Origin of the sequence: Acidisoma sp. PAMC 29798, from assembly GCF_030252425.1 — a bacterium.
GTDB classification, from domain to species: Bacteria; Pseudomonadota; Alphaproteobacteria; order Acetobacterales; family Acetobacteraceae; genus Acidisoma; species Acidisoma cladoniae.
This window is the reverse complement of sequence record NZ_CP126994.1, coordinates 785,565-802,631: the sequence shown is the minus strand read 5'-3', so window position 1 is coordinate 802,631 and position 17,067 is coordinate 785,565. Positions and strand designations below refer to the sequence as shown.

The window sequence follows — 17,067 nt, the reverse complement described above, 5'->3', positions numbered from 1 at the left end:
CCTCAACGACATACGGAGAACGACATGAAAACGACCTGGCTCCTCTCGGCGACCTGCGCCGTCGCCCTTCTCGGTTCCGCATCCGCCTGGGCGCAGTCGACCACGCCGGCCGCACCTGCCCCCGCCAGCAGCATGGGAATGGGCATGAAGAAGCCGATGATGCACCACAAGATGATGATGGCCCACCACAAGATGATGGCCCATTCCGGCAAGCCCATGGACATGAATGGCCCGTCCGGCGCCGATCATTCGGCCGATATGCTGAATGGCAAGGAACTGACCTCGCCGATGTCCCCCGCCACGTCGTCCTAAACTCCGCTCACAAGATCGAGGACCGGGGCCGCGCGCGTTTATCGCGGCCCCATCTTCGCGGCGTCTTCACGACCCAGACGCATCAGAGGCTCCCCTGCGATCCGGAGTTGTTTCATGGAGCTTATCCATTTCCCGGCTTCGGCCACGGCGGACGACATCTCCGCCGCCCTCAGAACCGATGGCTATGCCATCGTCGATGAATTGGCGCCGTCAGGCCTGATGGACAGCATCGCGGACGAGATGGCGCCTTACATCGAGACTTCGATGTTCGGGCAGGACAGCTTTCTGGGTCTGCAGACCAAACGCACGGGCGCGCTGATTGCAAGATCACCCGCGGCGCGCGCCTTGATCATGAACCCGATTGCGCTCGAGACCGCCGGCATCGTTCTACGAAAGGCCTCCACCTTTCAGCTCCACCTCACCCAAATCATTTCGGTCCATCCGGGGTCACCTGCGCAGAAACTGCATCAGGATGAGGTCGCCTGGGATTTCTTCCCCTTCCCACTCGACTACGACATCCAGTGCAATATCCTCTGGGCACTGAGCGACTACACCGAAGAGATGGGCGCCACCCGCGTCGTGCCGAAAAGCCATCTCAGCAACCGTAAGAAATACGATATGGCGGAGGCCTATCCCGCCGTCATGAAGCGTGGCTCGGCGCTCTTCTACACCGGCAAGGTCTTTCACGGTGCTGGCCGCAATAGGTCTGACGTCGTGCGACAGGCCGTCAACCTCACCTATGCCGTGGGCTGGGTCCGGCAGGAGGAGAACCAGTATCTCTCGACGCCGCTCGACGTTGCCAAAACACTACCGGACGATCTGTTGAAGCTGATGGGCTATCAACTCGGCTGCTTCTCGTTGGGCTATGTGCGTGATGGCGAAGACCCGATGGTCGCCATTCGTGAACCGGCCAAGCGCGAAACCTATAATGTCGGCATTCTGCGCGACACCGCGAACACAACGCAGCCGCATCTCGCCGGCTTCCTGCATGACATCGACGTGCGGGGACAGCAGGCGTAGCCGGCCGGAGCCTGCGTCCCTATACCTGCTTGAACGATGCAGCAGCCCGAAGCCTTCCCCTTTCGCCTCAGTGCCTTTGCGCTCTTCCGGGCCTTCTTTCGCGCTGGCCTGATGGGCTTCGGTGGCGTTCTGCCGATGATCCGGCGGGTCATGGTGGAGGAACGGCGCTGGCAGACACCCGCCGAGTTCAATGAACTTCTTGCCCTGTGTCAGTTCCTGCCAGGGGCGAATGTCGCCAATCTAGCGGTGATCTTCGGATCGCGGGTATGCGGTGTGCGCGGCAGCGTCGCGGCCCTAGTGGGCCTGCTGGGCGCGCCGATCGGCATCGTGCTCGCCATTGGTACGGCCTATGGCCGCTACGGCAATCTGCCCCCGGTCCGCCATCTCGTGACAGGGCTCTCCGCCGGCGCCGCCGGCCTGGTGCTGGCGACCGCCATCAAGATCGCCCTGCCCCTTCGCGCCTCCCCGCGCGGTCTGGCGGTGGCGGCCGCCAGTTTCGCGGCTCTCGGGGTCTTTCGGCTGCCCTTCCTGTTCAGCCTCTGCGTGCTCGTCCCCGCGAGCATCGCCCTCGCCGGCTGGAGCATCCGGGAATGACGCATCTGCTCGCCTTGGCGTTGATCTTCGCCGAACTGTCCTTCCTCGCGATCGGCGGCGCCTCGACCACGCTGCCGGCCATGGAGCGCGCGCTGGTACATCAGCAGCACTGGCTCAGCACGACGGAGTTCGTACGGCTCTATGCGCTTGCACAGGCGGCGCCGGGTCCGAACATGCTGGCGGTGACGCTGTTCGGCTGGCACATCGCGGGCATTTATGGGGCGCTCGTCGCGACACTCGCCTTCCTGCTTCCTGCCGTCACGCTCGCCTATATCGTCGGCGGCATCTGGGTCCGGTTCCGGGACCGCCGTTGGCGCCGCGTCGTTCAGGCGGGGCTTGTGCCTGTCACGGCGGGGCTGATGCTGGCGGCAGGGTTTTTACTGGTCCGTGCCGCAGCGGTCGATTGGCGGGCCGTGACTTTGGCGGCCGTCGTGGTCGCGGGCACGCTCGGCACGAAACGCCATCCCCTTTGGTTCCTCGGCCTGACCGCAGGCGCCGGCCTGCTCGGCTTCTTCTGAGTGGAACCTGTGGACAAAGGGTCCGAATGTGATTAAGTTTGTATTCAAACTAAACCGTAGAGCGAGCGCGTGAACAAATCGCCCGACCCGGCCATCCATCTGGGTCTGCTGGAGGACTACATAGGCCTTCATCTGCGCATGGCGCAGGAGGCGGTTTTGCGGGCCTTCATCGCGAGTTCCAGCCAGCCCGACTTCAAAACTGGGCGCTTTGCGACGCTGATGATCATCCGCCTCAATCCTGGTCTTTCGCAGATCGAGATTTGCCGTGCGATCGGGCGGGACAAGTCCACAATCAGTCCGCTTATCACGGCCCTGGAAAAGGAAGGTCTGATCCTGCGTGAAAGTTCTGCCAAGGATCGGCGGAGCGTCACGCTTCACCTCACACAAGCGGGTGAAGATGCGCTCGATGTGTTGATGCCGCATGTCGAAAGACATGAGACGCGGCTGGACGTCATTGTGGGTGACGCCAAACCGGACTTGATCGCCTTGCTGAAGAAGCTGATCGAAGCTTTGAGCTAAGGCGCGACGCCGCGCCTAGACCATAGTGACGGCCGTCGCACCGGCAGCGTGAAGAATAGCCTCGGCCTTAGCTTGCTTATCGGGCGTCGGCACTTGAACGGACAGCGTCAGCAGGCCCTGGGCCGCATGGGCCTCACGGCCTTCCTGCTCGGCACTATTCGCGGCCGTGCTGAGCACATGCGTGGCACCACCCGCAGCGGCGCCCGCCACGACCGCCGCGCCAATGGCAATAGCGGCCAAGCCACCGGTCGCGATGGTCACGCCCGCCGCGGCCAAAGCCGCCACACTCGCGGCACCGCTTGCCTGGAGAGTACGGGCCTGGCGCGCATCCTCCTCATTGTAGGGCGCCTCGAGATCGCCGCCTTCAGGGATCGGCACCGTTGGGTCGCCGCCCTGGATGACGCTGATATCCGCCCGGTTGAAGCCGCTCATTTCGAGATCGTCGATCGCCTTCTGCATGGCGTCCGACTGAGCGAAGGATGCCCTGAGAGACGCCGTGCGTAGACCACCCGCGGGCTGCTGGACGCGGATCCTCTCGTCCTCGCCAGACATGCTATTTCGCAGCCCCGGCGCCGGCGGCGCCTGCAGCGCCACTACCCCCACCATTGGGCGATGCCGAGCCAGCGCTCGCCGCTGCACCGCCGGCGGCCCCGTTCGGCAAGGGGCCAGGCGCACCATCGGATGCGGCCCGGCTGCACGCCGCCAAAGCGAGCGGTGCCACGATGAACGAGATTTGGATCACGCGAAGAAAGGTCATGTCATTGCGTCCCATTAAACTTGCACCACAAGTCGGGTCCGCCCATGCGCGCTACCAGGGCGCTCATGTGTTCGTGAGCGACCGCATCTCGGGCGGGCGCGCCGCCCGTTGACGCTTCATGCATAAGCGCCGAGCCTTTGGCGCAAATGGCGGAGGTCAAAACGATGCAGCAAAGCTGGCGGTGGTTCGGTCCGGAGGACCCGATTTCGCTGGGTCACGTCCGTCAGGCGGGTGCCACCGGCGTCGTCACAGCGCTCCACCACATCTACGACGGTCGTGCCTGGACACCCGAGGATATCGCGACGCGCAAGGCGATGATCGCCGCGGCAGGTCTCACCTGGAACGTGTGCGAATCCATCCCCGTTCCTAGTTCCGTCAAGATGCGATCGGGGCCGTGGCGGCAGTCTATCGATGCCTGGAAGGACAGCCTGGCCAATCTGGGCCGCGCCGGCATTCCCACCGTCTGCTACAATTTCATGCCTGTCGTGGACTGGACACGCACCGACTTGATGTTCGCCATGCCGAGCACGGGCCGCGCCTTGCGGTTCGATCTCGCCGAATTCGTCGCCTACGACGCCTATGTCCTGAAGCGGGCCGGCGCCGAGCACGACTATCCCGACCTACTGCTCGAACGCGCCCGCGCGGTGCTGGCGGAGAAGACCGAGGCCGAGATCGCGACACTCGAAACCAATATTATCGCAGGCCTGCCGGGCGGCGAAGACAGCTATAGCCGCGAGGGCATCCGCGACCGGATCGCGGCCTTCGACGGCATCACCGCCGCCGACATGCGCGCGAACCTGCTCGCCTTCCTCGCGGAGGTGGTGCCGGTGGCGGCGGAGGTCGGCGTCAATCTCGCCATCCATCCAGACGATCCACCGATGCCGCTATTCGGCCTGCCGCGCATCGTCTCCACCGTGTCGGATGCGGAAGCGATTCTCGACGGTGTCGATCACCCGGCCAATGGGCTGACGCTCTGTGCCGGCTCCTATGGGTCGCGCGCCGACAATGATGTGCCGACGATGGTGGAGGCCTTCGGTCACCGCATCCATTTCGTCCATCTGCGCAATGTCAGCCGGGACGGGAACGGGTCCTTCACCGAGTCGGACCATCTCGACGGAGACGTGGATATGGTGGCGGTCATTGCGGCTTTGATGCGGGAGGAGACGCGCCGGGCGGCAGCGGACGATGACCGGCCGATCCCGATGCGACCGGACCACGGCCACCTGCTGGGCAATGACGGCGAGCGCCGCAGCAACCCGGGCTATTCCTATGTCGGTCGCCTGAAAGGCTTGGCCGAGCTGCGCGGCGTCATGAAAGCCGTCGCGGCGCTGGGCTGACTTGGATGGCGGATGACTCTGCGCTTATCCGCCATCCAAGCGTTACTGCCCGGGGTTAACTGGCGCGCCTTGGTCCGCCCCGGTGGAGGCGCCGAGCATCGGGGCGGCGCCGGATTCGGTTCCGGTACTGGTCATGACAACCAGATCGCGCGGATCGACCAGATTGAGCATGCTCCGCGCCTGACCATCCAGCGCATCGAGATCCAAGGCCTTGTCGCCAAGCCCATCGATCTTCGCTTCCCATCGCATGACATCGGCGTTGGCGCTCGCGAGCTGCACCTGCGCCGCCGCAAGGTCGAGCTTGTCTTGCTGCTGGGCGACCAAGCCGCGATCACCCCGCGTCGCATTCCAGCCAAAGTAAACCGCCAGCAAAAGAAAGATGAGCGGCGGCACGGCAGCCCGCAACCGGCGCTTCATCATCACCGCGATCGACATGATCTTATACTCCAACGCCGCGCTGTATCCTGCTGCCTTTCATGCCTTTTTAGAGATCCTCTACGCAAGCATCCTCTTCACGCGACCGCGAGAAAACACATCAGAAGCCGGCGTGAACGATATCGATCTCCACGCGTCGGGATTCCTGCGGGGTGAACTGATAGGTGGTGGCGCCGCGCGACATGGCAGTGACGCGGCTTGCATCCACGCCGTCGGCAATGAGCTGCGCCTCCACTGCGGCGGCTCGCTGCTGGGCCAAGGTCTGGTTCGCGGCATCCGAGCCGATGGTGCTGGCGAAACCCACGACCTGGACGGTCGCATCGGGGTCTTTCAAGGCGGCAGCCGCAGCGGTTGACGTCGTCTGGGCACCGCCCGCGTCCAAGGTCGAGGACCAAGGGCTGAAGAAGACCAGGAAGGTCGGCATGGCGGGGTGATATTGCTTGGAAACATAGGCGCATCCGGTGAGACCGGCCAACATCACGACTAAGATCGCGGCTCGACGACGCATGACAGTCTCTCCAGGATTATGGGACTTACCGGAGCCTTACGGAGCGCTGTCCGTCAAGTGACGTCAGGCTGTCGCGGCCACCGCATGGCCACCTGACAGACGCCAGATCCGGTCCAACCGTTCCACCCCGGTCAAGCGATGCGCAATGAGAATGAAGGTCCGCCCCCGACCGAGGTCGTTGAGCGTTTTCAGAAAGGCCTGTTCCGTCTCCAGATCCAGGCCTGCACAAGGTTCGTCCAGAATGAGAACCAGCGCCGGCGACAGCAGCGCCCGCGCCAGGGCAAGCCTGCGTCCCTGACCACCGGAGAAGCGGAAACCACCCTCCCCGACCCAGGTATCCAGCCGTTCCGGCAGGCCGCGCACCATGTCCCCAATCTGCGCCGCGTCGAGCGCGGCCCACAGCGCCGGTTCATCGGCATCCGGCCGCGCCAACAGAAGATTGGCTCGGATCGAATCGTCGAACAGATGCGTATGCTGGGATAGCAGCGCGACCCGCGACCGCAGGTCGGCCGCCCGTAGCAGCGCGATATCGACGCCGCCGAGCAGAACGCGTCCCTCCTCCGGTACCGCCAGCCGTAGAGCGAGCGCCGCCAAGGTCGATTTACCGCAGCCCGATGGGCCGAGGATCGCGACCCGGGACCCGGCCGGGATGTCCATCGTCAAGCCATCCATCACCATTGCGCGCTCGGCCTGCCAGCGAAAGCGGATACCCTCGAACCGCAGCGTCGTGTCCCTCGGCAGGGGCACGGGCGCGGCCGGTTCCGGCGCGATCATCGGCTCCAAGGCAATAGCCCGCACCCGGCGGGCACCAGCGATGGCGTAACCGGCCAGCGCGCCGGCTCGGGGCAAGCCGCCGATCGCCTCGAAGGCGGCGATGGTGAGGAAGGCGGCGCCCACGGCGGCGGCAGGCGGTGCGCCGACCGTCAACAGCACCAGCAGAATGGCGGCCTGGGCAACCAGGAAAGACGCGGCCTGTGCCCAGCGGGCATGGCGCGCGACCTGGCGCTGGGCCGCCAGAAGGCTCGCCTCCCGCGCCTGCATCGCGGCCAGCATGCGGCCCTCGGCGCCGAAGACGCGCACTTCACGCAAGCCGGTCAGGGCATCGAGCACTGAAACGCGTAGGCCCGACAAAGCCTGGGACAGGCGATCGCCCGCCGCCGCCGTGCCCCGCGCGGCCATCCCCGGCATGACGAAAGCCGCGACCACAAACAAGAAGGCGACCGCGACGGCGAGCAGCCCGTTGCGCATCGCGAGCACGATCACCAGCACTGGCAGGATCAGAATGGTGCCGGCGAGCGGCACGACGATGCGGGAATAAAGCCCGTCCAGCGCGTCCACGTCGCTCACCATGCGCGACAGCACGTCGCCGCTGCGGCGAAAGCCGAGGCCGCCCGCCGCCCGCTCGGCTACGCCGGCGAAGAACCAGACCCGCAGGTCCGCGAGTGCGCGGAATGTCGCGTCATGCGTCACGACGCGCTCCACATAGCGCAGCACGACACGGGCGACGCCGGTGAGGCGCAGAATGAGTGGTGCCGCCAGCACGCCGGCAACCACAGCCACCGCCGTCAATCGGCCGGCAAAGGCCATCATCGCGAGCCCGGCCGCGAGCGCCAGCAATGACAGGCCGATGCCCGCCGCCATCCCTCCGGCACGGTTCCGCCAGAGACGGAAGATGGCGATGATATCGGTCACGCGACGCCGCGCTGGTCGGTGGGCAGCAAGCGCCCGTTGGCCATGTTCAGCCGCCGTCCACTGAGAAGATGGGCCTGGGCCGAATGGCTCGCCATCACCACGGTGCGCCCAACCGCGAGGCGCCGCAGGCTTTCAAAGACTTCCGCTTCGGTCGCCGGGTCGAGATGGGCCGTCGGTTCGTCCAGCAACAATAACGGGGCGTTCTTCAGAAAGGCGCGGGCGATGGCGATGCGTTGCGCCTGCCCGCCGGACAGGCCGTAGCCGCCCTCGCCGATCATCGTGTCCAACCCTTGGGGCAAGTCGGCGACGAAGCTTTCGACGCTCGCCATGCGGACCGCTTCCTCGAACTCACTGCCGCTCGCCTCAGGCCGCGCAAAGCGGATATTGTCGCGGATGGAGGCCGCGAACAGCACCGGCTTCTGGCCGATCCAGGCTGTCAGTCGCGACAACGCCTGTGGCACGATGCTGGCGATATCCATGCCGTTGAGCATGACGCGCCCGCTATCGGGCCGCACGAAGCCGAGCAGGATTTCGATGACCGTCGATTTCCCAGCGCCCGACGGCCCTGCGAGGATAAGGCAGCCACCCGCCGGCAGGCGAAAGCTGATGCCGTCCAACGCCGGGCCGCGGCCCTTGTCCCAGGTCAGATGTACATCCTCGAAGGCCACACCGATGCCATGCGCGGCCACCGTGGTCGGCGCGGCCGCCGGCGGTTCGGCCAGGATCGACGCCGCGTCATGATCGGCGGCCGGCAGCGCAATCAGGGCCTCCGCCGCTGCAACCCCGCTTGAGCGGTCCTGATAGGCGAGGGCGAAGTTGCGCAGCGGCGCAAAGAATTCCGGCACCAGCAGCAGCAGGAACAGGGCCCGGCCGGCCTGCGCGCCCGTTTCGGCCGATCCGCTGGGGGCATGGAGCAGCAGAACGCCCTGCTGGATGGCGATGACCACAAGGGCCAGCGCCGCGGCACAGTCGAGCGCGGCCGAGGACAGGAAGGCGACGCGCAGCACGCGCATCGTGCGCCGCCGCAACTCATCCGCCGCGACACCAAGGGACGCGGCTTCAGCGTCGGCGCGGCCAGCCAGCACGATGGTGCCGATGCCCCGCATCCGGTCCACGAAGCGGGCCTGGAGCCGCATCATCGCGGTCATCTGGGACCGCGACGCCACGGCGGCGCCGATGCCTGCGACGGCCATGCCGACGGGCACGAAGAGGCCGCACAGACCCAAAATCAGCGCCGAAAACGGATCGGCGATGGCGGCGGCAATGACGATGAGCAAGGGGGCGGCGACAGCCAGGAAGGCGCTGGGGATCCAGCGCGCAAAGAGCCCGTCCAGCGCTTCGATCCGATCGACGACGATGCCGGCCAGCTGCGCGCTGTGGCCCTGCCGGAGCAGGCTCGGCCCAACCGAGAGCAACCGCGCCATGACTTCGCTGCGCAACCGCCGGCGACCTGCGGCACCGGCAGCGAAGCTCGCGGTGTCGGCCATGATGCCCAGTGTCGCGCGCGCGATCGCACTGAGCGCGAAAATGAGCGCGGCGACGACAACCGGTTGGTCTCTCGGAAGAATGAGGGCGCGCAGAAGATCAGCTGCTGCAGCCGCCTGGATGATGCCGAAAAGGGCGCCGAGAAGTCCGAATGCAATGGCGCCGGCCGCGACACGGCGACCGATGTCACCCTGCTGACGCAACCACGCACTGACCGCTTTTTTCGAGGAATCCATCGGGATTGGGCATAGCGCGAGACGGCCCCGCTGCCCAGCGGGGCCGTCTCGTTAACAGTCTACATTTTCGTTAGCAGGCGGTCTTACGCCGGCTCCTGCACATGGGCTTCCAGGAACCAGAGTGCCTTGTCGAGATCGCGTGACGCTGCCGTGAAGATATCGGCGGTATCCGCGTCACCGGCTTCGTCAGTGTCGTCAATCGCCTTGCGGGCGGCATTGGCGACCGTTGCGTAGCGCTCAATCAACGCCGCGAGATGGTCCTCGATCTTGTAGAGGTCGAGCGGATAGGGCTTCACGGTCGTGGCCTTGTCGACGGCTTGGGTGGTGCCCAGGGCCGTGCCGCCGAGCTGAGCGATACGCTCGGCCATCGTGTCGACATGCTCGTCGATCTGATCGCGAAAGTTATCCAGCAGCTCATGGATCATGATGAAGCGCGGACCTTTGAGGTTCCAATGGGCCTGCTTCGTGATCAAAGCGAGATCGATGGTATCCGCCAGACGCGCGTTCAGAATGTCGATCGACACCTTCTTAGCATTGCCGTCGAGGTTGTTCTTCGTCTTGTGATTATGGATCGTGCCGTCTGCCATGTCGGGTTTCCTTCTGCCGTTATCGTGAGCGGAAGGTGGGTCCGGTATGGGCCGCCGTCAATGCGCGCGGCTGATGGTATAGGTCCCGACGTCGATCAACGCCTGCCGCAGGGCGGAGGGCGGAAAGAGGCTCAGTGACTCCTGCGCTTGGCGCACGAATTGGCCGGCCCGCACCAGTGTGGCGTCGATGGCGCCATGACGACCCAGCAATTCCATGGCGTGGGAGAAATCCGCATCGGACTGGTCGCCGTCTTCCAAGGTCCTGGCCCAGAAGCGCCGCTCCTCCGCGCTGCCTTTTTGATAGGCAATGAGGATGGGCAGGGTGATCTTGCCCTCGCGGAAATCGTCGCCCACCGTTTTCCCCAGCACCGCCTCATCGGCGACGTAATCCAGGGCGTCATCCACCAGCTGAAAGGCGATGCCGAGGCTATGGCCGTATTCCGCCAGCGCCCGCTCCTCGGCCTCGGGCCGGCCGGCGACCACGGCGCCGACCTGCGCCGCCGCCGCGAACAGGGCGGCAGTCTTGCCGCGCACGACTTCGAGATATTTCTCCTCCGTCGTCGTCAGGTCATGCTGGGTCACGAGTTGAAGCACCTCGCCCTCGGCAATGGTGGCGGATGCGTGGGACAGGATGCGCAGCACATGCAGCGAACCGTCCTCGATCATCAACTGGAAGGCGCGGGTGAACATGAAATCACCCACCAGAACGGGCGCCTTGTTGTCGAAGACCGAGTTGGCTGAGGCCATGCCGCGACGAAGCATGCTTTGATCGACCACATCGTCATGCAGCAGGGTCGCGGTGTGGATGAATTCGACGCAGGCCGCGAGGTTCACGTGCCGGTCTCCGTCCGCGTAGCCACACATCCGCGCCGCCGCCAGGGTCAAGAGGGGACGCAGGCGCTTTCCGCCGGCCGCCACGATATGCGCAGCGAGTTGGGGAATAAGCGCGACAGGGCTGTCCATGCGCGCCACGATGGCGCGGCCACAGGCGGCCATATCGGGCTCCAGCAAGGCCAGCAGCACGGCGAGGGCATCCGGGGCGGCGGACTCTGTGGGCGAAGACGTCACGCTGGTGAGCACACCCAAGCTGGAACCCTTCTTGCGGTGATAAGACGCGGGTAAGAAGCACGGTCATTGTGCGACCGCGAGGGGCATCGCACAAAACGATCGATATCGCTACCGGGGGCAAGGGGAGGCTTGGGTTTGGATGTGACCGAAGGCCACCTTCTGGGCGGCGCCGTGCCCTATGCGCAGCCTGTCGACGGCTATCGCACAGGCATCGAGCCGATCTTCATGGCGGCAGCGATCCCGGCAAGGCCTGGCGACCGGGTTCTAGAAGCGGGAACGGGCGCTGGCGCGGGGCTGCTATGCCTTTCCCGCCGTGTTCCAGGCATCACGGGGGTCGGCATCGAAATCGAGCCCGCCATGGCCGCCATCGCCACGATCAATTTTGGGCGAAACGACCCGAGCCACTTGTTCGTGCGAACCGGCGATATTCTTGCCCAACCTGCAACCGACACGCCGTTCGACCATGCGATGGCGAACCCGCCCTGGCATGATGCAGCGGGGTCCCTGCCCGAGGACGCCTTGCGGCACCGCGCCAAAATGGCGGAACCGGGCCTCGCGACCCAATGGATTGCCGCGATGGCACGCCTGCTGCGCCCGCGCGGGACGCTGACGCTTGTCGTGCCGCCGCGTGCCCTCCCCGAAACCTTGGCCGCCCTGGCGGTCGCGGGCTGCGGCGCCGGGGTGCTGTTCCCGCTCTGGCCGAGGGCCGGGCGAGAGTCTCGCATCCTGCTGATCCAGGCGATCCACGGCGCGCGTGGTGATTTCCGGATGCTTCCCGGCCTCATCCTGCATGAGGACGCGCATTACACCGACGCGGCCGAGGCCGTTCTCAGGCAAGGCGACTCCCTCGCATTGCGCTAACAACGCAGCCGATCCAAGTGCAATCAGTCACGAAGGCGACATCCCCTCAATCCCACGGCTGTAACCGTCGCCCCTCCCCGCCATGTGCGGGGTGCCGTGTCTTGAGGCACGGCATTTGGAATTGGAGCGCCGTATGAAAGCAGTAATCTACAATGGGCCGCGCGACGTCAAAGTCGCCAAGGTGCCGGACGCGAAGATCGAAAAGCCCACCGATGCCGTGGTGCGGATGACCACCACGAACATCTGCGGCTCTGATCTGCATATGTATGAGGGTCGGACGAGCTTCGAGAAAGGCCGCGTCCTGGGCCACGAAAATCTTGGCCAGGTCGTCGAGGTTGGACCCGGCGTGGACCGGATCAAAAAGGGTGACTGGGTGTGCTTGCCCTTCAACATCGGCTGCGGCTTTTGCGAGAACTGCGAGCGCGGCCTGACGGGCTATTGCCTGACCTGCAATCCCGGCACAGCGGGCGCCGCCTATGGCTTCGCCGAAATGGGACCCTATGAAGGCGGCCAGGCCGAGCTTCTGCGCGTGCCCTATGCGGACTTCAACTGCCTGTCGCTGCCCGACGACGCCGAGGAGAAGCAGGACGATTATGTCATGCTCTCGGATATCTTCCCGACCGGTTGGCACGCCACCGAATTGGCGGGTCTGCTCCCCGGTGAGACCGTCGCCATTTACGGCGCTGGCCCCGTGGGCCTGATGGCAGCGCATTCCGCTATGATCAAAGGGGCTGCTCGGGTGTTCGTGGTCGATGCGCATGACGACCGGCTCGATCTCGCCAAGCAGTTGGGCGCCATTCCCGTCGATATGCGCCGCTGCGATCCGGTCGAGGAGATCCTCAGCCACACCAACGGTCTCGGCACCGATCGCGGCTGCGAATGTGTCGGCTACCAGTGCTGCGATCGCCATGGTCGCGAGGCAAATGCCTACACCATGAACAGTGTCGTCGCCTCGACAAAGGCCACGGGCGGCATTGGTGTTGTCGGCGTCTTCATCCCGCAGGACCCGGGCGCGAAGGATGCCCTGGCGAAGGAAGGCAAGATGGCCTTCGACTTCGGCGCCTTCTGGTTCAAGGGCCAGCAGATCCGCACCGGCCAGGCCAATGTGAAGGCCTATAACCGCCGGTTGCGAGACTTGATCCAGGTCGGCAAGGCGACGCCGTCCAAGATCATCTCGCATCGGCTGTCGCTCGATGACGCTCCGGATGCGTACAAGCATTTCGATAAGCGCGACGCCGGTTGGACCAAGGTGGTGCTAAAGCCGGCGGCCTGATCGTCCGGCTGAGAACAACGCTCGCGTTTAAGACGCGGGCGTCGTGACCGCCTGCCCGAGCAGGCGGGCGAGGTCTGCGGCGTTGGTGTCCGGCGGATAGATTCCGGCCAGATTTCCCTCTGGGTTCATCAGGTAGATGAAGGCCGAGTGGTTCACCAAATAGGGCGCCCCTGCCGTACCGGGCACTTTCGAGACATAAACACGATAGGCACTGACCACGGAATCGATCGCCGTCTGGCTGCCGGTCAGGCCGATCAGCCTCGGGCTGAACAGCGCGACATAGCGCGCGAGCGCTGGTGCCGTGTCACGCGCAGGATCCACCGTGACAAAGATCGGTGTGATGCTGTCGGACTTCGGCCCCATCAGCTTGAAGGCCGCGAAGATGCGCTGCAGGTCGGTCGGGCAGACATCGGGGCAGAAGGTGTAGCCGAAATAGACTAGCATCCAGTGGCCCCGATAGGTCTGGTCCGTGACCGTCGCGCCCGTGGCCGCATTGGTCAGGGTGAAGGGGCCGCCGATGGACGCGCCGGCCACGGTGCCACCGCCACTATCGTCCGGCACCAGCCCCGCCATCCGCTCCAATTTCGGCAGCAGGCTGCCACCGCCCACAGAGACGACCGCGAAGGCGATGACGATCACCGCCATCAGGGCAAGCCCGACCCCACGCAGAACCTTAATCATCGGCCGCTCCTTCTCGCCTGTGGGCGTGTGGCATACTAAAGGAACGCCGTCGCGCGACCAGCAAGCCCAGCGACCGAGGCAGAGCCATGACATCTTGTCACGCTGCGTCCTTTTTACCCGAGGTTTGGCAGGCCTTGGGTGGCGCGCCCGATGCCCCCTCCGCCGTCACCTTCACCGGTCAGGGCGACCTCCCCTCGGTTTTTCCCGTCACCGATCTCGCCGCCGCGTCGGTCGGTGCGGCCGGCCTGGCCGTCGCAGAATTCGTCTTCGCGCGCAGCGGGCGCATGCCCGGCGTGATCGTCGATCGCCGCTTGGTCTCGATCTGGTTCGCGACATCGCTCCGCCCCGAAGGCTGGTCCCCGCCGGGTGCCTGGGATGCCATCGCGGGCGATTACGCCGCGAGCGACACGTGGATCAGGCTGCATACCAATGCACCGGCGCATCGCGCGGCGGCCCTTTCGGTGCTCGGCGTTGCGGGCGAAAAAACGGCGGTGACACAAGCCGCGGCAGGCTGGAAGGCCGATGATCTTGAAGCGGCCATCGTCGCCGCAGGGGGCTGCGCCGCGACAATGCGCGCTTTGGAGGATTGGGCGACGCATCCGCAGGGCCGCGCCGTCTCGGCCGAACCGCTGCTGCACCGCGCCGCCATGGGGTCCGGCCCGAAGCCGATATGGCCCTTCGATGCAAAGCGCCCGCTCGCCGGTATCCGCGTCCTTGATCTCACACGCGTGCTCGCGGGGCCGGTGGCCACACGCTTCCTCGCCGGCTACGGCGCGGATGTCCTGCGCCTCGACCCGCCCTTCTGGGACGAGCCCGCCCTGGCGCCGGAAGTGACAATCGGCAAACGCTGCGCCCCTCTCGATCTGCGAGAACCGGCGGGACGCGCCATGCTCGAACGGCTGATCGCGGAGACGGATGTGCTGGTTCATGGCTATCGGCCCGGCGCGCTGGACGCCTCCGGCTTCGGCGCCGCGCGCAGGCGGGGGCTCAATCCCACGCTGATCGATGTCAGCCTCGATGCCTATGGGTGGACCGGCCCATGGCGGGACCGCCGTGGCTTTGACAGCCTGATGCAGATGAGCACCGGCATCGCCGATGCCGGCATGCGCCGCCTGGGCCGCGACCGGCCGACCCCTTTGCCCGTGCAGGCGCTGGATCAGGCGACCGGCTACCTGATGGCCGCCGCCGTTTTGCGCGGGTTGACGGCGCGGTTGGACACTGGTGCGGGTCTTGAGGCCCGCGCCTCCTTGGCACGCACGGCGGCTCTCCTCGTCAGTGGCGCACCGCCATCCGGTGAAGACATGGAAACCGAAACCGATGCGGATTGGGACGAGACTGTGGAGCAGACCGCATGGGGCCCGGCTCGCCGCGTGCGCGCACCGCTTGCGATCGAGGGCGCGCCGATGCATTGGGATCGACCTGCCGGGCCGCTTGGCGCCGCACAACCCCTTTGGCAACAGGTGGCTCCATGACCTCAGCCCTGTCCTTCATTCATCGCTTCGAGCCGGGTTCCGACCCCGCCGCGCCGCCCTTGTTGCTGCTGCACGGCACAGGCGGGGACGAAACCGACCTGCTGCCCCTCGGCCGGATGATCGCGCCGGGGTCGGCCTTGCTCTCGCCGCGCGGACAGGTGCTGGAAAACGGCATGCCGCGCTTCTTCCGCCGGCTGCGGGAAGGTGTGTTCGACGAGGCCGATGTGCGCCTTCAGGCCCAGGCGCTGGCCGCCTTCGTCGCCGAGGCGCGCGCCGCCTACGGCCTCGCCGCACCCATCGCGGTCGGCTTTTCCAACGGCGCCAATATCGCGGCGGCGCTGATGCTGCTCCACCCCGACGTGCTGGCCGCCGGCAGCCTCATTCGCGCGATGGTGCCGCTGACGGAGCCGGGCGGCTCAGACCTCACTGGCACGCCGGTGCAGATTCTGTCGGGGGCCAATGACCCGATCGTGCCGACCGAAAATCCGGCGCGTCTCGCCGCGATGCTGTCCGCACGCGGTGCCATCGTCGAACACAAGGTTCTGCCCGGTGGCCACGGCCTGTCGCAAACGGACGTGACGCTCGCGAAGGCCTGGCTGGACACCATCGGCTAAGCAAGGGATTGTTGAGCCGGTTCAACGACCAAGTCTTTCGTCATGGCATGCCTGCGCAGAGCATGACGGGGTTCGTATATAGCGGTTTGGACTTAATCCATCCCGCCTAAACCAGCCCGAACCGCTCCTTCAGGGCTGCGAGCTTTTGCTTGCTGACCGGCACCGGCGGCCCCAGCGGCTCCTGCAAGGCGACGAGGAAGCCATCATCCTCGCGGATGATTTCCGAGACGTAATCGAGATTGACAATGTGGCTGCGATGCACGCGCATGAAACGCTGCGGATCGAGCCGGCTTTCCAGAACGGACAGCGACAGATTGGAGAGGTAACGATCTCCCGTGCCGACGATGGTGGTGTAATGCCCGTCGCCTTCCAAACGGCCGATCTCTTTGACGTCCACGAGCATGATTCTATTGTGTCGATACACCGGAATGCGTGACAGCAAGCGCGCCGGCTCGACACCCGTTGTGTCGCCGCTATATCCAGCCGCGCGAGGCGCTGTCGTCACATCCGTCAAATCATAGAAGATCATGCAGGTGCCGACAGTGCCGTCCGCCGCCACCATCTGCGACACCTTGATCATCAGCATTCTGTCTGGGATGTTGATCATCATCGCCTGCGGCGGCGGCGATCTGTCGCCATGGGCCGCAACGCCATAGCCGCCTGTGCCCAACAGGAAGGCAATCTTCTCGCGACTTTTTTGCGGATGCAGCATCAGCACATCGACGCCGAACATGTCATCGAGCGGTACGCCCAGTCCGGGCTCCGCCGCTGGCCGCAGCACCTGGATCGCGACATCGTTCATCGCCGTCACTCGGCGTTCGGCATCCAGCCAGACAATACCTGGGTTAAATTGTTCCAGCTTGTGCTGAAAGCTTGGTTCCGGCGGCGTTTTATCCAGCACGCGCTTCACGCAATATCCCCTCCCAGAGAGCCGCTTGGATTGAGGGGTGCCGTTGAGGCTGTGCCGCTCCCTGTTCGATGACGGTACGAAGGTTCGACCGATGTCGCAAGGACCCGGCGGTCTCTTTCACGCGACCACAGACCCGTTTCATGCGCCGCTCAGGTGGTTTGGCGCAAAAGCCGTTGCACAGCGCGAAG

20 protein-coding genes are annotated in these 17,067 nt (G+C 65.4%); 10 read left to right on the top strand and 10 right to left on the bottom strand.

Features of this window, described 5'->3' with window-relative positions:
* Positions 1–24 precede the first annotated feature (24 nt).
* The 5 genes from QP803_RS03925 to QP803_RS03905 all read left to right on the top strand — a co-directional run bounded on the left by QP803_RS03925 (position 25) and on the right by QP803_RS03905 (position 2,963).
* A complete protein-coding gene (locus QP803_RS03925) occupies positions 25–312 on the top strand; it encodes a hypothetical protein (protein WP_284946385.1) in 288 nt (95 codons plus the stop codon).
* Positions 313–426: 114 nt separating this feature from the next.
* Complete coding sequence (locus QP803_RS03920; protein ID WP_284946384.1) at positions 427–1,332, top strand: phytanoyl-CoA dioxygenase family protein; 906 nt, start codon at positions 427–429, stop codon at positions 1,330–1,332.
* 36 nt (positions 1,333–1,368) lie between these two features.
* Positions 1,369–1,926, top strand: a complete 558-nt coding sequence (locus QP803_RS03915; protein WP_284946383.1) for a chromate transporter — start codon at positions 1,369–1,371, stop codon at positions 1,924–1,926.
* On the top strand, positions 1,923–2,444 hold the full coding sequence (locus tag QP803_RS03910) for a chromate transporter (RefSeq protein WP_284946381.1): 522 nt from the start codon (positions 1,923–1,925) through the stop codon (positions 2,442–2,444). The genes QP803_RS03915 and QP803_RS03910 overlap by 4 nt, the downstream gene beginning before the upstream one ends.
* Before the next feature lie 69 nt (positions 2,445–2,513).
* Positions 2,514–2,963: a MarR family winged helix-turn-helix transcriptional regulator gene (locus QP803_RS03905; RefSeq protein WP_284946380.1), complete on the top strand. Its 450-nt coding sequence runs from the start codon at positions 2,514–2,516 to the stop codon at positions 2,961–2,963.
* 15 nt (positions 2,964–2,978) lie between these two features.
* Here the strand turns inward: QP803_RS03905 and QP803_RS03900 are convergent, their stop codons facing one another.
* Positions 2,979–3,515, bottom strand: coding sequence for a hypothetical protein (locus QP803_RS03900; protein WP_284946379.1), 537 nt, complete (start codon positions 3,513–3,515; stop codon positions 2,979–2,981).
* A 1-nt stretch (position 3,516) separates the two neighbouring features.
* Positions 3,517–3,720 (bottom strand): hypothetical protein, encoded by a 204-nt coding sequence (locus tag QP803_RS03895; protein WP_284946377.1) that lies wholly within the window; start codon positions 3,718–3,720, stop codon positions 3,517–3,519.
* Positions 3,721–3,866: 146 nt separating this feature from the next.
* Between QP803_RS03895 and uxuA the strand changes: the two genes are divergently transcribed.
* Positions 3,867–5,057: a mannonate dehydratase gene (uxuA, locus tag QP803_RS03890; RefSeq protein ID WP_350356061.1), complete on the top strand. Its 1,191-nt coding sequence runs from the start codon at positions 3,867–3,869 to the stop codon at positions 5,055–5,057.
* 42 nt (positions 5,058–5,099) lie between these two features.
* Here uxuA and QP803_RS03885 read toward each other — a convergent pair whose 3' ends face one another.
* The 6 genes from QP803_RS03885 to QP803_RS03860 all read right to left on the bottom strand — a co-directional run bounded on the left by QP803_RS03885 (position 5,100) and on the right by QP803_RS03860 (position 10,996).
* Positions 5,100–5,492: an FtsB family cell division protein gene (locus tag QP803_RS03885; RefSeq protein ID WP_284946376.1), complete on the bottom strand. Its 393-nt coding sequence runs from the start codon at positions 5,490–5,492 to the stop codon at positions 5,100–5,102.
* A gap of 100 nt (positions 5,493–5,592) precedes the next feature.
* On the bottom strand, positions 5,593–5,970 hold the full coding sequence (locus QP803_RS03880) for an OmpA family protein (RefSeq protein ID WP_284947818.1): 378 nt from the start codon (positions 5,968–5,970) through the stop codon (positions 5,593–5,595).
* Positions 5,971–6,063: 93 nt separating this feature from the next.
* Complete coding sequence (cydC, locus tag QP803_RS03875) at positions 6,064–7,692, bottom strand: thiol reductant ABC exporter subunit CydC (protein ID WP_284946375.1); 1,629 nt, start codon at positions 7,690–7,692, stop codon at positions 6,064–6,066.
* Positions 7,689–9,413 carry a thiol reductant ABC exporter subunit CydD gene (gene cydD, locus QP803_RS03870; protein ID WP_284946374.1) on the bottom strand — a complete coding sequence of 575 codons (1,725 nt, stop codon included), beginning with the start codon at positions 9,411–9,413 and terminating at the stop codon, positions 7,689–7,691. The genes cydC and cydD overlap by 4 nt, the downstream gene beginning before the upstream one ends.
* A gap of 83 nt (positions 9,414–9,496) precedes the next feature.
* Complete coding sequence (gene dps / locus QP803_RS03865) at positions 9,497–10,000, bottom strand: DNA starvation/stationary phase protection protein Dps (RefSeq protein WP_284946372.1); 504 nt, start codon at positions 9,998–10,000, stop codon at positions 9,497–9,499.
* A gap of 57 nt (positions 10,001–10,057) precedes the next feature.
* Positions 10,058–10,996: a polyprenyl synthetase family protein gene (locus QP803_RS03860; protein ID WP_284947817.1), complete on the bottom strand. Its 939-nt coding sequence runs from the start codon at positions 10,994–10,996 to the stop codon at positions 10,058–10,060.
* Positions 10,997–11,209: 213 nt separating this feature from the next.
* Here QP803_RS03860 and QP803_RS03855 point away from each other — a divergent pair, with 213 nt between their 5' ends.
* Together QP803_RS03855 and QP803_RS03850 are read left to right on the top strand one after the other, a co-directional pair.
* Positions 11,210–11,929: a tRNA1(Val) (adenine(37)-N6)-methyltransferase gene (locus QP803_RS03855; RefSeq protein ID WP_284947816.1), complete on the top strand. Its 720-nt coding sequence runs from the start codon at positions 11,210–11,212 to the stop codon at positions 11,927–11,929.
* 133 nt (positions 11,930–12,062) lie between these two features.
* Positions 12,063–13,202, top strand: coding sequence for a glutathione-independent formaldehyde dehydrogenase (locus QP803_RS03850; RefSeq protein WP_284946370.1), 1,140 nt, complete (start codon positions 12,063–12,065; stop codon positions 13,200–13,202).
* 27 nt (positions 13,203–13,229) lie between these two features.
* On the opposite strand, the gene QP803_RS03845 is transcribed toward QP803_RS03850, so the two are convergent.
* Positions 13,230–13,883, bottom strand: coding sequence for an SCO family protein (locus QP803_RS03845; RefSeq protein ID WP_284946368.1), 654 nt, complete (start codon positions 13,881–13,883; stop codon positions 13,230–13,232).
* An 86-nt stretch (positions 13,884–13,969) separates the two neighbouring features.
* Here QP803_RS03845 and QP803_RS03840 point away from each other — a divergent pair, with 86 nt between their 5' ends.
* Both QP803_RS03840 and QP803_RS03835 read left to right on the top strand, forming a co-directional pair.
* Positions 13,970–15,355: a CoA transferase gene (locus QP803_RS03840; RefSeq protein ID WP_284946366.1), complete on the top strand. Its 1,386-nt coding sequence runs from the start codon at positions 13,970–13,972 to the stop codon at positions 15,353–15,355.
* Positions 15,352–15,969 (top strand): alpha/beta hydrolase, encoded by a 618-nt coding sequence (locus QP803_RS03835; protein ID WP_284946365.1) that lies wholly within the window; start codon positions 15,352–15,354, stop codon positions 15,967–15,969. Before QP803_RS03840 ends, QP803_RS03835 begins: the two co-directional genes overlap by 4 nt.
* 106 nt (positions 15,970–16,075) lie before the next feature.
* Here the strand turns inward: QP803_RS03835 and QP803_RS03830 are convergent, their stop codons facing one another.
* Complete coding sequence (locus QP803_RS03830; protein ID WP_284946363.1) at positions 16,076–16,879, bottom strand: LytTR family DNA-binding domain-containing protein; 804 nt, start codon at positions 16,877–16,879, stop codon at positions 16,076–16,078.
* Positions 16,880–17,067: the final 188 nt, after the last annotated feature.